The organism is Mesorhizobium sp. WSM4809 (assembly GCF_055811655.1).
Genome location: NZ_JBVVQW010000004.1, coordinates 441,717 through 456,585, shown reverse-complemented (window position 1 = coordinate 456,585; position 14,869 = coordinate 441,717). Strand labels below are relative to the sequence as shown.

Annotated in this window: 17 protein-coding genes and 1 tRNA gene; 9 read left to right on the top strand and 9 right to left on the bottom strand. The window is 60.4% G+C overall.

Features of this window, described 5'->3' with window-relative positions; genetic code table 11:
* The first annotated feature begins 84 nt into the window (after positions 1-84).
* Positions 85-990 (top strand): histone deacetylase family protein, encoded by a 906-nt coding sequence (locus AC0L24_RS13420; RefSeq protein WP_473563792.1) that lies wholly within the window; start codon positions 85-87, stop codon positions 988-990.
* A 66-nt stretch (positions 991-1,056) separates the two neighbouring features.
* Here the strand turns inward: AC0L24_RS13420 and AC0L24_RS13415 are convergent, their stop codons facing one another.
* On the bottom strand, positions 1,057-1,320 hold the full coding sequence (locus tag AC0L24_RS13415; RefSeq protein ID WP_013533620.1) for a DUF6460 domain-containing protein: 264 nt from the start codon (positions 1,318-1,320) through the stop codon (positions 1,057-1,059).
* A gap of 273 nt (positions 1,321-1,593) precedes the next feature.
* On the opposite strand from AC0L24_RS13415, the gene AC0L24_RS13410 reads away from it, so the two are divergent.
* The 6 genes from AC0L24_RS13410 (at position 1,594) to AC0L24_RS13385 (ending at position 7,502) form a co-directional block, all read left to right on the top strand.
* Positions 1,594-2,583, top strand: coding sequence for a glycosyltransferase family 2 protein (locus AC0L24_RS13410; protein ID WP_473563848.1), 990 nt, complete (start codon positions 1,594-1,596; stop codon positions 2,581-2,583).
* A complete protein-coding gene (locus AC0L24_RS13405) occupies positions 2,576-3,277 on the top strand; it encodes a class I SAM-dependent methyltransferase (RefSeq protein ID WP_127266715.1) in 702 nt (233 codons plus the stop codon). Before AC0L24_RS13410 ends, AC0L24_RS13405 begins: the two co-directional genes overlap by 8 nt.
* Entirely contained in the window at positions 3,255-3,722 is a 468-nt protein-coding gene (locus AC0L24_RS13400) for a GtrA family protein (RefSeq protein ID WP_256745971.1), read from the top strand. Before AC0L24_RS13405 ends, AC0L24_RS13400 begins: the two co-directional genes overlap by 23 nt.
* A 38-nt stretch (positions 3,723-3,760) precedes the next feature.
* Complete coding sequence (locus AC0L24_RS13395) at positions 3,761-5,242, top strand: hypothetical protein (RefSeq protein ID WP_473563791.1); 1,482 nt, start codon at positions 3,761-3,763, stop codon at positions 5,240-5,242.
* Positions 5,243-5,438: 196 nt separating this feature from the next.
* Entirely contained in the window at positions 5,439-7,352 is a 1,914-nt protein-coding gene (locus AC0L24_RS13390) for an acyltransferase family protein (protein ID WP_127330890.1), read from the top strand.
* Between the two features lie 76 nt (positions 7,353-7,428).
* A tRNA-Gly gene (locus tag AC0L24_RS13385) sits at positions 7,429-7,502 on the top strand.
* Positions 7,503-7,612: 110 nt separating this feature from the next.
* Here the strand turns inward: AC0L24_RS13385 and AC0L24_RS13380 are convergent.
* Genes AC0L24_RS13380 through AC0L24_RS13370 form a run of 3 tightly spaced genes read right to left on the bottom strand, consistent with a single transcriptional unit; the run spans position 7,613 to position 9,651 of the window.
* The gene (locus tag AC0L24_RS13380; protein WP_473563790.1) at positions 7,613-8,428 is read right to left on the bottom strand and encodes an HNH endonuclease; all 816 of its coding nucleotides are present in this window, start codon (positions 8,426-8,428) and stop codon (positions 7,613-7,615) included.
* A 13-nt stretch (positions 8,429-8,441) separates the two neighbouring features.
* Complete coding sequence (locus tag AC0L24_RS13375) at positions 8,442-9,464, bottom strand: tyrosine-type recombinase/integrase (RefSeq protein WP_473563789.1); 1,023 nt, start codon at positions 9,462-9,464, stop codon at positions 8,442-8,444.
* Positions 9,451-9,651 carry a hypothetical protein gene (locus AC0L24_RS13370; protein ID WP_473563788.1) on the bottom strand — a complete coding sequence of 67 codons (201 nt, stop codon included), beginning with the start codon at positions 9,649-9,651 and terminating at the stop codon, positions 9,451-9,453. The genes AC0L24_RS13375 and AC0L24_RS13370 overlap by 14 nt, the downstream gene beginning before the upstream one ends.
* A gap of 85 nt (positions 9,652-9,736) precedes the next feature.
* On the opposite strand from AC0L24_RS13370, the gene AC0L24_RS13365 reads away from it, so the two are divergent.
* Positions 9,737-10,921, top strand: a complete 1,185-nt coding sequence (locus AC0L24_RS13365; protein WP_473563787.1) for a hypothetical protein — start codon at positions 9,737-9,739, stop codon at positions 10,919-10,921.
* A gap of 154 nt (positions 10,922-11,075) precedes the next feature.
* Here AC0L24_RS13365 and AC0L24_RS13360 read toward each other — a convergent pair whose 3' ends face one another.
* The 5 genes from AC0L24_RS13360 to AC0L24_RS13340 form a co-directional block, all read right to left on the bottom strand.
* Entirely contained in the window at positions 11,076-11,285 is a 210-nt protein-coding gene (locus AC0L24_RS13360; protein ID WP_473563786.1) for a hypothetical protein, read from the bottom strand.
* Complete coding sequence (locus tag AC0L24_RS13355; protein ID WP_473563785.1) at positions 11,285-11,518, bottom strand: hypothetical protein; 234 nt, start codon at positions 11,516-11,518, stop codon at positions 11,285-11,287. Before AC0L24_RS13355 ends, AC0L24_RS13360 begins: the two co-directional genes overlap by 1 nt.
* Before the next feature lie 5 nt (positions 11,519-11,523).
* Positions 11,524-11,832, bottom strand: a complete 309-nt coding sequence (locus tag AC0L24_RS13350; RefSeq protein WP_473563784.1) for a hypothetical protein — start codon at positions 11,830-11,832, stop codon at positions 11,524-11,526.
* Positions 11,833-12,092: 260 nt separating this feature from the next.
* Positions 12,093-12,329: a hypothetical protein gene (locus AC0L24_RS13345; protein WP_127266711.1), complete on the bottom strand. Its 237-nt coding sequence runs from the start codon at positions 12,327-12,329 to the stop codon at positions 12,093-12,095.
* Between the two features lie 130 nt (positions 12,330-12,459).
* On the bottom strand, positions 12,460-13,449 hold the full coding sequence (locus AC0L24_RS13340; RefSeq protein WP_473563783.1) for a LysR family transcriptional regulator: 990 nt from the start codon (positions 13,447-13,449) through the stop codon (positions 12,460-12,462).
* Between the two features lie 313 nt (positions 13,450-13,762).
* Here AC0L24_RS13340 and chvE point away from each other — a divergent pair, with 313 nt between their 5' ends.
* Positions 13,763-14,833, top strand: coding sequence for a multiple monosaccharide ABC transporter substrate-binding protein (gene chvE, locus AC0L24_RS13335; protein WP_127395812.1), 1,071 nt, complete (start codon positions 13,763-13,765; stop codon positions 14,831-14,833).
* Positions 14,834-14,869: the final 36 nt, after the last annotated feature.

Sequence of the window (14,869 nt, the reverse complement as noted above, 5' to 3'; positions counted from 1 at the left end):
CCATTTTCCAGCCACCGCGCAATCACTCTTCCCGTGACGGCCAACCGAAATCCCCGGCCTGGCGCGAGCCGCCGGATCCAGTTCATGCCCCTGCAGATCGTCCATCATCCCGACTACGACGCCGGCTTCGCCGTCAACCATCGCTTTCCGATGAGCAAATATCCCTTGCTGATGGGGGCGCTGCGTACACGCGGCCTCGCAGGCCCCAACGCGCTCAGCACCGCCGAACCGGCACCGGCGTCATGGCTGGAGCTTGCCCATACGGCGGACTATGTCGACCAAGTCGTCAACTGCTGCGTGCCCGAGAAGATCGAGCGCGAGATCGGTTTTCCGATCGGACCCCGCGTCTCGCTGCGCGCGCAGCTTGCCACCGGCGGCACCGTGCTGGCGGCGCGGCTGGCCTTGCGCCACGGCATTGCCTGCAACACCGCCGGCGGCAGCCATCATGCGCGGCGCGCGCAAGGAGCGGGCTTCTGCACCTTCAACGATGTCGCCGTCGCCGCGCTGGTCCTGCTCGCCGAAGGCGCGGCACAAAACATCCTGATCGTCGACCTTGACGTGCATCAGGGTGACGGCACGGCGGATATTCTCGCTGATGATCCGCGCGTGTTCACCTTTTCCATGCATGGCGACCGCAACTACCCCGTGCGCAAGATCGCCTCCGACCTCGATGTCGCGCTGCCCGACGGCACGGGTGACGCCGCTTACATGAAGAGGCTCGCCGCCATCCTGCCGGAGCTCTCCGCCCAAGCCCATTGGGACATCGTGTTCTACAATGCCGGCGTCGACGTCCATGCTGAGGACCGGCTTGGCAGGCTGTCGCTATCGGATGACGGCCTGCGCGCCCGCGACGACATGGTGATCAGCCACTTTCGCACGTGGGGCGTTCCGGTCTGCGGCGTCATCGGGGGTGGCTATTCGACTGACGTGCCCACGCTTGCCGCGCGCCACGCCATCCTGTTCGAGGTGGCCTCGGGCCACGCCCGATAGCACGATCTTGTCCAAAAAACCGGGTGCCAGGGTTCGCTGACGCGGACCTTCGGTTCGGATCATGCTCTACTTCCGGTAGTTGGCGAGCCTCAACAGGATGAACGCCGGCACGACGATAGCCGCGCCCAGCAGGATATAGCCGAGGAAACGGTCGATGGCGTGGAAGCCGAGATTCCACAGGTCCATGAAGAATTTGCGGATGCCGTAGAGCACATCCATCGGCGACCAGCCGAAGGCGTTCATGACCAGGCCGACGAGGAAAGACACCACCAGCAGTTTCAGGATCACCTTAAGCGGCGAGTCGCCAAGAAAGCGCGTCAATGCGGACAAGGCCCGTCTCCAGATTGAGGTACCCTGGCTAGAGGGCGTCAGCCAGACATACGCACTTGGCTTGTCCGCTTCAAGCCGGGAGTTCTGCGGGGTAGCGAGACACCGAGCATAGTGTGGCCGCAAGCCGAGCCCAGGCGCATGGCAGACTGCCGGCTACTGCCGCAGCGATCCCGCTGGCTTATCTGTTTTCTAACCAATTGCCGCTATTCCCAATCGGATAGCGGGAGCAAGGCTTTGGTGGAGACGGAGAGAAACACCGCGCGACGCGGCGTCATGCTGTCGGTGGTCATCCCATGCTACAACGAGCTGGATGGCGTGGCCGAACTGCATCGGCGGGTAACGGCCGCATGCCTTGAACAAGGCCCTTCCTACGAGATCGTCCTTGTTATCGATGGCGCGACCGACGGCACGCGCGAGGCCATTCTCCAGCTGGCCGAAAAGGACGACCATGTCGTCGCCATCGACCTTGCCCGCAATTACGGCCACCAGATCGCGTTGAGCGCCGGGCTCGAATTCTGTCGCGGCCAGCGCATTCTCATTCTCGATGCCGACCTGCAGGATCCGCCTGAACTGCTCGGCGCGATGATGACGAAGATGAACGAAGGCTTCGATGTGGTCTACGGCCAGAGGCTGACGCGCGATGGCGAAAGCTGGTTCAAGCTCGCCTCCGCGTCCATGTTCTATCGCTTGCTGCGCCGGATGGTCGACGTCGACATAGCCCCCAATACCGGAGATTTCCGGCTGATGAACCGTCGCGCGCTCGACCATTTGAACGCGATGCCAGAGCGTTACAGGTTCATTCGCGGCATGGTGAGCTGGATCGGGTTGAAACAGGTGGCCTTTCCCTATGAGCGGCACCGCCGCTTTGCCGGAACCACCCATTATCCGCTGAAGAAAATGCTTCTTCTGGCGGTCGACGCGATGACCAGCTTCTCCATCGTGCCCTTGCGGTTCGCCTCGCTGCTCGGAATGGTGTTCGGGCTTCTGGGGCTGGTCGTGCTCGGCTACACGCTGCTCGAATGGTCGGTCGGAAACGTGTTGCCCGGCTGGACCAGCCTTGCCGCGATCGTGCTGATCCTCGGCAGCGTCCAGCTTATGGTGCTCGGAATCTTCGGCGAGTATCTCGGGCGCATGTACATGGAGACAAAGCGGCGGCCGCTCTACTTCGTCAACGAGATCGTTTCGCGCAGCCAGGCAGTGGAGGACGGCGAATTGCCGGTCCATCGCCTGCAGGAGATGGCAAAGAGGGCCGCACGTGCTTGAGGCGGAGTTCGACCGGTTTGCGCGGGAATATCAGGAGCAGCATGCCGCAAGCATAAGGCTGAGCGGCGAAAACCCGGATTTCTTCGCCAGGTACAAGATCGACGACGTCGCCGCGACGCTGCGGCGGGCTGGTGTCAAACCGCGACGAATACTGGATTTCGGCGCCGGCGTCGGCAATTCGCTAGGCCATATGCGCAACGCGTTTCCCGACGCGGAGATCACCTTGCTCGATCCTTCGCGGGAATCGCTCGACATCGCCAGCAAGCGCTTTCCCGGCCAGGCCGCCTTCACGCATTTCGACGGCAAGACAATTCCCTTTGCCGACGGCAGCTTCGACCTGGCCTTCGCGGCCTGCGTCTTCCACCATATTCCCGAGAACCTGCAGATCGGGCTGTTCGCCGAGATCGGCAGGGTGCTGGCCGATGGCGGCAGCTTCTTCGTCTTCGAACACAATCCCTGGAACCCGCTGACCACGCACGCGGTGAGAAACTGTGCCTTCGACGAAAACGCGGTTTTGATAAATTCGCGCGAGATGCGCGGGCGCATGGCCGAGGCGGGCCTTGCCAACACGAGGATCGTCTACCGGATTTTCTTTCCTCGGATGCTTGCGAGACTGAGGCCGTTCGAGCGCTTCCTCACCAAGGTACCTGTCGGAGCCCAATATTTTGCGCATGTGGTCAAGCCTGCCGTTTGACTTCCCGAGGATGCTGCGATTTGGCGCCGTCGGTCTGTTGAACACGGCGCTGGGATACGCGGTCATCCTGGCCGGGCTTGCGCTTGGTCTGGGCGACATCCTTGCCAACGCCACGGGCTATGCCGCCGGCCTTGTCCTCGGCTTCTTCCTCAACCGCCAATGGACCTTCAGCAGAGCCGACGGCTTCCAGCCCGGAACCGCGCTGCGCTACGGGGGTGTCTTTCTGGTCGCCTACAGCATCAATCTGGCCGTCGTGATCGCCGCCCGTTCGGCAGGCATCGTCGAAAACCCGCTGGTCCACCTCGCGGGAATCTGCGTCTATTCGGTGGTTTTCTATCTTGGCTCGGCCCGCTTCGTGTTTGTGGGACGTGGGGACGACAGCACCGACCGCACAGTTCGGGTGGCCGACAAGCCTCGGCGGCAGTCCGCCAGTCCAACACCTTGAACCCAACTGTCACCGGAACCGATCAGAGGCGGCGCATCATGAACGACGCTCAGGCCAGTGTGGCGGCCGCGACGTACAACGAGCGGAACAGGCTGATCTTCTGCCTGCTCGCGGCCTTGGCGATGGCGGGTGCGTTGGCTGCCCAGGCAGGCGCCACCCTGCAGGATCCCGACAGCTGGTGGCAAGTGAAAGTCGGTCTCGATTTCCTGACAAACCGGACATTTCCGACCGTCGATCCTTACTCCTACACGTTTGCCGGCCAGCCCTGGATTGCCAAGGAATGGCTGGGGCAGGTCCTGCTGGCTCTTGCCTACCGGGCGGGCGGCTGGAACGGGGTCGTCACCGCGATCATCGCCTCGATCTCCCTGATGGTTTTCCTCATGGGGTGGTTTCTCAGCGCATGGCTGAAACCGATCCTGGCGATTACACTGGCCTTCGCGGCGGTGTTCCTGATCAACCCGATCTTCACGGCGCGTCCGCATGTCTTCACCTTCCCGATCATCGTCATCTGGACGGCGGTGCTCTTCGGTGCGGCAAGGGAAGAACGGGCGCCGCCCTGGTGGCTGCTTGTGCTGGTCGTATTATGGGCGAACCTGCACGCCACCTTCACCTTGAGCTTCGTCATCGCGGCTTTCGCCGGTCTCGATCTGCTGGCGCGCACGGGCCTGTCAAAACCGGCCCTGCTGGCGAAGTGGATCGCGTTCGGCCTGCTTTGCCCGCTGGTCAGCCTGTTCCACCCGTACGGCGTCCAGGCCATCCTGGCGACGCTCGCCGTGGCTTACGGCAATGAGGCAGTGTCGCTGATCATGGAATGGAAACCGTTCAATCCGCCGGACAGTCCCGTCCAGGAAGCGGTGATGCTGCTGGCGCTTTTCGGGCTATTGGTGTCCCGATTGCGAATTGGCTGGGCCAAGGCGTTGTTCGTCGTCTTCACCTTGCATGTCTATCTCGCCCATGTGCGCTTCATGTATCTGTTCTTCCTGCTGATTCCGCTGGTGATGGCGGCCGAGGTCGCACAGCAATATCCCTCGCTTTCAGCTACCGCATGGCTGGCCGAAAAGCGCGACGGGCTGGAGAGATTCTTAGCCAGACGGTTCTACGCCATCTGCGGCACGGCAGCCGTTCTGCTGATTGGCGGGGTCGCTGTGCTCGGCAGCGTCTATCAGGTAGCGCCAAGTCCGAAGACATCGGCCAGCGGGGCGCTGGCATTCGCGCAAAGCCATCATCTATCCGGCAACGTGCTGAATTCCTACAATTTCGGCGGCACGCTGATTTTCCACGGGTTCAAGACCTATATCGACGGACGGACGGACCAGCTGTTCCTCGGCGGTTTCACAAAGAGCGATAACGACACCGGACGCGGCGACGGCAAGCCGCTCCTCGAAGCCCGCCTGAAGAAATACGCAATAGATTGGGCGCTGCTATCGGCCGACGACAGCCGCATTCCCTTCTTCGACCAGTTGGGCTGGAAACGGGCCTATTCGGACGACTACGCGGTAATCTATCTGCCCGGCGCCTGATCCCGGTGCGTTCCTGGCGAATTTCGCGACAGCAATATATGCCTTGACACCCATGTTGCAGCGCAGCAAAATTGCTGCCTGAGGGTAAGCCTGTGAGATCGACGAGCCGGGATTTTCAGCACGATCGACGACATCGCCGCATGAGCGTGTCGGGTGCGGCCGCACGGATCCTGGTGGTCGCGCGCGGGCCGGCCGGATGAACTACCGGCGCGACATCGACGGTCTGCGGGCCGTTGCGGTGCTGCCTGTCGTGCTCTTCCATTTCGGCGTGTCTGCCATTCCCGGCGGCTTCACCGGTGTCGACATCTTCTTCGTCATATCGGGCTATCTGATCAGCGGCAGCCTGCTCGATGATCTTGAGCGGGGCCAATTCTCGATCGGCCGCTTCTACTGGCGCCGCGCACGGCGCATCCTGCCGGCGCTGACCTTCGTCATCCTGCTCGCGAGCATTGCCGCCTGGTTCATCCTTCTGCCTTCGGATCTCCACGAATTCAGCCTCAGCGTGATCGCTGCCTCGACCTTCTGGTCGAACATCTATTTCTGGAAAACGACGAACTATTTCTCCATCGACGCCGAACTGCGGCCGCTCCTGCACACATGGTCGCTTTCGGTGGAAGAGCAGTATTACATCTTCGCGCCGATCCTCCTTTATCTGATCTACCGATACGTCTCGAAGCGCTGGCTGACGGTACTTCTGCCGATGGCCATCGGCAGCTTTGCCCTGGCAGTCATAGCAACCTCGCTGGCACCGACGGCAGGGTTCTATCTCTTGCCGACGCGCATATGGGAGCTGGCGCTGGGCGCCATGCTGATGTTGCGGAAGCCTCCGGTCCTAGCCAGTCGGCTGGCGGCGGACCTGATCGGCCTCGCCGGCTTTGCCCTCATTGCATTTGGCTTTGTGATGATTTCGGACAGCGATCCGTTTCCCGGCTACAATGCCCTATTCCCCTGCATAGGAACAGCTCTGCTGATCTATGCTGGCCAGGATAGCGCCGACAGGCCGGCACCTGTCGCCACTCGCGTGCTTCGGTTGGCGCCGCTGGTCTGGGTCGGCCTCATTTCCTATTCGCTTTACCTCGTCCACTGGCCAATCAACTCCTTCGTCCATTATCTCTCCCTGAAGACTGTCGGTGTGCCAACGATTATCGCGATGACGGTTGCCAGTTTCGCCTTGGCGGCATTCTCCTGGAAATACGTCGAGCAACCCTTCCGCCACAAACGAGCCTATACCGCCCCGCTGCCCATCTTCGCCTTTTCGGCGACGGCAATCGTGCTGCTGTGCGCCGGTGGTTTGGCCGGCGCACTGGGCAACGGTTTCCCGCAACGGTTTCCGGATTTCTCGACAGAACGTATCCGGGTCGGCGACTGGCGCAACGGCATCTGTTTCAACGAAAACGGGACCCGCATCGAAGACTGGAACCTTGCCGACTGCACCCGGACAACGGGCTTTGCCACCAATGTGCTGCTGTGGGGCGATTCTTTCGCTGCCCACTATGTTCCGGGACTTGAGCCCAACGCCCAGAAAATCCAGGCCAATGTCATCCAATACACCTATGCCGGCTGTCCGCCCGACCTGACCTATTTTTCCTATGCTCGGCCCGCCTGCACCCGCTTCAACGAACGGGCCTTGTCGATCATTCGCGACGCCAACATCCAGGCGGTGATCCTGAGCGGCCGATGGACCGACTACCAGGCCAGGGGCTTCGACGGCCTGCAGAAGACGATCGATCGGCTTCGCGGGATGGGGGTCAAGGTCTATACCGTCGGCCAGTCTCCGGAATTCATCGCCGACGTCCAGAAGATCGCTTTCTTGGTGAGACGGGAGCATGCCGGAACCACATCCTGGCCGATGGCTATGGATCCGGACATCAACGCACGGGTTCTGCCGTTCACCAAAGGGGCCGATTTCATAGATCCGCTGACGTATCTGTGCGACTCGGCCGGTTGTTCATACGCCGACGCCACGACCAATGAATTTCTCTACTTCGACTATGGCCACTTCTCTTCCGCCGGCGCGACGCTGGCCATCTCGAAATACTGGCCAAGCTTCGCCACCAGCAATGAGGTCGCGGAGGCAAAACGGCAATTCACGGCCGCGGGCGCGCCGTGATCCGCAACACGACCGTCGTGCGACAGACCGCTTTGCGATTGCCCGAAGGCTAACCCTCATGGTAACGAGGGCGCACGCGGGTATGATGTAATGGTAGCTTGTCAGCTTCCCAAGCTGAACGCGAGGGTTCGATTCCCTCTACCCGCTCCAGTATATGCCGCAAGAGTTTGCGCCTGATTTTGAGCAAGCTAAAGTGGGTGGTTTTTACAGGCAGTTTTACAGCTTTCGTTCCGCTTTTGGTCGAGTCGCTCTCCTGGACGCTACAGCGCGCGTCCGACGACGACCTCATAGGGTGTGCAAATGTTGGTGTTCTGCTGGCCGTGGCAGGAAGCAAAAAGATGCACGAGGACTGTCAGCCATTCTCCGCGACGTCGAAAATACAAACTGTGCAACTCCCGTGTCGCAAGACGTTCGGGGGTTTCGGTGTTCCCAACGAAATTGTAAACGTCGTGACGGTTTCCGAGGAGTAGGTCTCTGATGTTCTTGGCGTCGAAGTATGTTTCGCCATATTCCGCCATCGTGTAGCAATAGGCGATCTTTGCCAACATCATGGCGAAGGGACCATTTATCATTGGCGCTCTAGTAGTCACATCCGGGGGGTCTTTATCCGACCCGAGGTTGAAATTTTGTACGCGAAATTGTCTCAGGTCTGAGCCTCGATTAATCTGAGAAAGAATTCCAGGAGGCTGGAATTGCACTAGGCTAAATTGCTGAGGGTAGTCGTCCCTTGATAATTCAATATCGAGAGCGCCTCCGCCGTCAACGACGTTTCCCAGAGCGACCGGTGGCAAGGCTGCGGACTTTGACTTGCTCCCTCGGCGCCGCGATTTCAATTCGAGCAGCCTTCTTGCGATCAACAAGTCGTTATTCAGGGCGGCTGCTTCATAGCTGGTGTTTGAGCGCCGGGCGCACGGCTTGCATGCACCGTCCCGGATCACCAACGTGCCGTTAAGCGAAAGAGGAATTATGTGTTCGTCGGTTCTGTCGTCGGGAACCAAGCCATCCAAGTTCAATCGACAGTAAACGCAACGACCGTCTAGCCGATAATCATGCTGGCGCATGCGCAGAGAACGCATCAAATCACCGCTCTCATTTGAGTTTCTTCACCTCGTTTAGCTTGCGAATCCGTTCCTTGATCGCGTCGCTTCGGCCGACGTAGCGGCGGATGATGCGTGCGACCTGGTCCTCTTCCCAAGCCATGATCTCCGCAATCTCGCGCTCGGTGAGGCCAGCGATATAGAACTTCGTCGCCGCTGTGCCGCGTAGGTCGTGGAAGTGCAGATCGCAGCCCTCGGGCCACGCATCCTTCTTGGCCTGCATGAATGAACTGCCGAGGCCATCCTTGTTCCATGGCCTCCCCTTGCTTGAGGTGAGAATGACGGGCGAGCGAAAGGGAATGCGCTTCAGCAGCGCGCGCAGATCATCGCAGAGTGGGATGATGGCCTCGCGGCGGTGGCGGCTCTTGCCGGTGGTTACGATGATCGCGTCCTCGCCGACATGCGACCAGGACAGCCTCGCCAGGTCGCCGGCGCGTAGGCCGGTGTGGGCGGCAAGGTCGATCGCGTGCTGCACCTCGATCGAGGCGTGCGGCCGGATGCGGGCAAGATCGGCATCGGTCCAGATGATCTCCGAACGCGAACCGCTGTAGAGTTGTTTGATGCCCTCGCATGGATTCAAGGCGATCTCGCCGCGGTCAACCTCGAACGACAGGACCCGCGATAGCACCTGCATGCCATAATCCGCCGCGCGTGGAGTTCCCTCGAACTTGGCGCGCCAAGCCCGAATCCTTGGTCTGATCTTCTCCGGCCGGTCGAATTGGCGCACTGACAGATTGCCGAAGTGGTCGGAGATGCGGTCGAGCCAAGGGCCCCAGTTGCGACGGGTGGAATCGGCTAGCTTCTTGTAATCCTGGCTCGCTTTGTAGCGGATAATGCTGCCGGCGAACTTGCTGCCGTCGGGCGCGTTGCGGCTGGCGATGGCTTCATTGTAGGAGGCCTGAAACGCTGGCGTGCCCGGTTCGCCTTTGACGCCCGGTCCGCCGCGCCATGCGTAATAATAGACCTTGCCGTTGGCCTTGACCGTGTGCAATCCCTTCAGTTCAACCATGACCATGTTTCGCGTCGAACTCCGCCAGCTCCTTGTCGAGGTCATCTTCATCAGCATTGGCGGGTTTCGTAAAGTGCCAGCGATGCGTGCCGTCCGGCAGCACGTCGAGTGTGCAGGGTTGCACGCCGGCCTGCTTGAGCGCGGCCAGCGCATTAACCAAGTCGGACGGACGAAGGGCGGGGCGGCGTGACATTACTCGTTAGCTCCGATCGACGCTGCCTTCTTTGTTTGTAGGGTTTTATCTATACATGTCTCTTCAGACTGTTGGCGGAGGCGAAATGGACTCGGGAACCTATCAGTTCGTAAGATCGATTTTGGGCTCGAACCATTATCGTCCAGGTGGTGCCAACTCGCGAGAGGCAAGCCTCCATTATCAAAAAGAGCAGATTAATCTGTATCGAACTGTCCTCACTAATCTTGCGGCTTTCTCTGATTCGCGTGCAGGAGCCGACTCCAGCTATACTTCGCGAGTACGCAGTTTTGGCGACCAGATAATTTCGAATGCGACCTCCAATTCGCCAGCATCGATCGAATTTGAGCAAGGCGAAGCCACTCTCGCTGCAGGCATTCCTGTGCTCACAAATGACAGCGTCGCGATAAGTGAGTCTTGGTTGAAGCAGCTGGAAACGTCGAGTGAAGTGACAGTTGACGACCCTCTCGCCGCCTTCATCGGAGGCGCGATATGTGAAATGAAGAACTTCATCAGAATGATTACCGATCCGCGCTACATTCCCATCGAAGTTGAGGTGGCCAGCTATGCATCTTGGCGCGCGCTTGATGAGGCGCCTTTGGCGGGTAGCGGCAAGACCGCTGATAGGCTCGCCCATTTGACTGCGGAGATGGAATCTCTGCTCGCCGACGTCCGCGACAGGGCGGCCGCCTCCGCTACCTCTCTCAACAAGTCGACTGAAGGCCTGAACATCCGGGCGGCACAGGCCATCGAAGCTGCTGAGACTGCGGCCAAGCAAGCGGGAGAATTTTCCACATCCGCTTCGGATCTCAATTCGAAGCTGTCGACGTTCTCGAAGGAAATTGACAACAAAGTAGCTGAGGCGGATAGCAAGCTGGCCGGCTTTTTGGATGCCGAAAAAACACGTTCCACTTATGAAGGAGTTCGGATTTACTGGACCGACCGAGCGGAAGCGGCAAGGCGAGCCTTGGCGATCTCCAGCGCCCTGCTCTTTGTGTTGCTCATCGTGGCGCCGGCGGCTGCGATTTGGGAAAACGACGCCGTGATCACGTTTCTCAAACACCTTACAGAGGCTGCTGGAGTTGACGTTGCCAATCAACAAAATCCCATCGTACTGACAGTTGCGACGGTCAGTCGATTGGTTGCGATCACCATCCCGATCGCGTTGTATTTTTGGCTGATCAAACTTGTCGTTCGTTTCAACATCCGTTCTATGGTGTTGATGACGATGCCCGCCAAAGAGCCACTATTATCGAGACTTACTACAAGATGATCGAAATGAGCGCGGCGATGGTTGAAGATCGCGCTTTGATTTTGCAAGCGCTGTGTCGCCCTGCGCCTGGCCACGGTCCCGACGGTGTGGATCCGCCTAACTTCACTGAAGTGATCGACAGAGCGATGGGAAAGTAGGTTGGGCGGCCCGGCCATCAGCGCATTCCCGCAATCAGAAGGCCGGCGCCGATGATGGCGACGGCGGCGATGAGGCCATTCAGGATCCGCCGCGCCGTGGGCGATTCCGCCGCCGGGTGGTTGGTGCAGTCGTCGCCGCAGCCGCAAGTTGGCCAGTTGTGGCAAACGATCCGTACCGTGCCGTGCGGCGGTATCGTGATGCGTTCATAGTCGAGGGGGTGCTGCATCACAGCCCCACGGCGACGCTGACGAAAGCCAGCGCGAAGGTGAAGGCCGATGCCAGCGCCAGGCGCGTGAGCACGTTGGCCAAGGCGGCGCAGGCGCCGTCGAAACCGCCCTGCCCGAGTTCGGCCAGGATCTGCGATGGCTTCTGGCCGGCCATAAGCTGGCGCGAAATCCAGGCTTCCATCTCGGCGGACTGGCCGGCCACCGCGATCAGACGTTCGGCGACGCTCTGCATGGCCGTCAGTCCAGCCTGTGAACGGCGCGCGACTTGGCGAGGTCGGCCGCTTCGTGGCCGTGTTCCTCGATCTGGGCGCGGGTGAAGTTGGAATGTTCGGCCAGGCTGTCAGCAGTGACCGCCGTGCCGTTCATGCCCATTTCCAGCATCTTGTCGGCCATCAGCTCGACGATGCCTTGGGTGATGACTGCGGGGGAAGTGGACAGCGAGCCGACGAGACCAAGGATGAAGCGGTGGTTGGCGTCGAGGTCGCCTATACCCGGCGAGTCACGGGGGCGGACCTGCCACGATAAGCTATCTGGGGAAACGAGCATCGGGCAGTTTCAACTTTGGCCGCTTTTGCGCGAATTCGACGTCCGCAAGAAACGAAACCCAGCGTTGGACGCCTTGTGATTTTCACTGGCCTGTCACACCGGCATTCTAACCGTCCGACGGTTTTACATTTAGACGGTAACCCATTGATTTCAAAAAAGCGCTATTTGCCCCATTTTACACCGAAGTCGTTGGAATCCGGTCGAAAGGACTAGCTTCCCAAGCTGAACGCGAGGGTTCGATTCCCTCTACCCGCTCCAGTCTAAGGCGTCAGAACCATTTCCGCGCCTGCCTGTTCGTCGAACACAACCGAGCAGCCTCGCGCAAGCGCCACCGTCGCGAGGGCGTTTGCCGCCACGTCATCCGATGAAACGAAATCGCCGGTCAACACCCGCAATTCTTCCACGCCTTCAGCCATGGAAACGAAATTCCCGACTGATCGATCGTGCTTGCAGGCCTCGATCACGCAAAGCAGATCGATGATTTCGAAGCTGCGCATGTTCAGCCTCCAGAAGAAATCGTCCCTTGCAAGATCATGAACGCATCGGCGGGAAATAATGTTCCCAGTTCGCTTTCGTCAGCCTCGGCCTGGCGGTGCTTTCGCCGGACAACCTTACCCGAGCGAGCCATCATCCCACTTCTCTCAGGATGAAGTCGTGCAGCATCTTGGCGGCCGGCGACAGCGCGCGATTCCTGACCGTGATCAGGCTGTAGGGCCTGACCTCGATGTCGAATTCGGTCTGGACGACGTCGATGGCGCCGGCCAGCCCGTCAGGGTTCTGGATGAATTTCGCCACCTGGATAGAGACCGGTGCGATGGCATCGGATTGCGCGACCATGACCAGGGTCAGGAGCAGCGAACTGGTGTTCAGGATACGGTCCGGCAAAGCGATGTTGCGGTTGAGGAAGTTGCTCTCCATCGCCTGGCGCAAGGGCGAGCCGCCAGACTGGAAGACCCAGTCATAGGCGGCGGTCTCTTCCAGCCGCACCGCCTCGCCCTTGGTGAGCGGATGGCCCCGGCGCACGATCAGGCAGGCCTTCTCGACGCCGATGACGCGCGACTCGAACAGCCGCGGATTGAGATCGTCCGGGATGCGCGCGATGATGAAGTCATGGCGCGTGGCGATCAGCTCGCGTGCCAGCACATTGGAGGTCTCGACCTGCATGGTGATCTCGATGCGCGGATAGATGCGGCGGATTTCACGAATCGCCGGCACCGCCAGCTCGATTGCCGGCGCGGTCACGGCACCCAGGAAAACCGAACCACCCTTGCCCGCCTTGAGCTCGGAAATCTCGCGGTCCACCTCGCGCATCTCCAGCAGGATCGAGCGCGCCCGCCTGGCCAAAGCCTTGCCGTATGGCGTCAAGGTGATACCGCGCGGCAGCCTCTCGCACAGCTTGACCTCCAGCACCGCCTCCATCTCTGCGATCATGCGCGAGGCCGCCGGCTGCGAAATGTTCAGAACCTGGGCTGCCGCGCTGACCCGGCTGTGGTCGTCGAGCGCGACGATCATGCGCATGTGACGCAGACTGAGACCGCTGCGCAGCAGGGTTTCGCCATCGCCCGGCGCTTCTCTGTAACCATTTGAAGCTGTTGTCGGATTCCCGGGCCGCGCCATCGCTTTTCCCTGCCTTCTGCTCGTGTAAGGCCGACCTTGGAGTCAGCCCGTCACGTCCCAATACATATACCAACCATGATATAGCAACCATCAAAGATCGCATTTGACAGTTATGGCAAAGACCCACACCCTCCGCGCGTTCCAAGACGTGACGGTCGCTGACGAGAAAAATCGTATCGATTGAATCAGCGTCTCGGGGCCATGGGAGGATACCGGAGATCGATATGACGGCAGCAGTGCCCTTGGCGCTTCTGCACGATTGCGCGGCCCGCGACCCCCGGGGTGCCGCGTCCATCAAACAGGGAGAGTTAAAGTGAAAATCATCAAGACACTGGCCGCCGTCGCGGCCCTTGGCATCGCTGCCATGACCTACTCGGCGCACGCAGCCGACAAGGGTCTTGTCGGCGTGCTGATGCCGACCAAGACCTCGCAGCGCTGGATCAATGACGGCGACGCCGTCAAGTCCCAGCTCGAGGCTCTCGGCTACACCGTCGACCTGCAATACGCGCAGGACGACATCCCCAACCAGCTCAGCCAGCTGGAAAACGAAATCACCAAAGGCCCGAAGGCGCTGATCATTGCTTCGATCGACGGCACCACCCTGTCGGATGCTCTGCAGAAGGCCGCTGACGCGGGCGTCGTCGTCGTCGCCTATGACCGCCTGATCAAGAAGACCGCCAATGTCGACTACTACACCACCTTCGACAATTTCGGCGTCGGCGTGATCCAGGCGAATTCGCTGGTCAAGGGCCTCAAGGAGCGCTTCCCGAACACCAAGCCGTGGAACGTCGAACTGTTCGGCGGCTCGCCCGACGACAACAACGCCTTCTTCTTCTACGACGGCGCCATCTCCGTCCTGCAGCCGCTGATCGACGACGGCTCGATCAAGATAAAGTCCGGCCAGACCGGCATGGACAAGGTCGGCACGCTGCGCTGGCTCGCCGCCACCGCCCAGGCGCGCATGGACAATCTGCTGTCGGCCAACTATTCGGACGGCAGCCGCGTCGATGGCGTTCTGTCGCCCTATGACGGCCTGTCGCGCGGCATCACCGCCTCGCTGCGCGCCGTCGGCTACGGCACCGAGGCTCAGCCGTGGCCTGTTGTGACCGGCCAGGACGCCGAGACCGCCTCGGTCAAGCTGATCATCACGGGCGAGCAGTACTCGACCGTGTTCAAGGACACCCGCGAACTGGCCAAGGCCACCGTCGAGCTCGTCGACAAGGTGCTCTCGGGCGGCAAGCCGGACGGCCTCGATGAAAAGACCTACAACAACGACGTCAAGGTCGTTCCCTCGATCCTGTTGACGCCGCATGAGGTCGACAAGTCGAACTACCAGGCACTGGTCGTCGACTCCGGCTACATCAAGGCCGACGAACTGAAGTAACCCCGGTTACAAAGTCAGGGGTCCTGCGCAACGCAG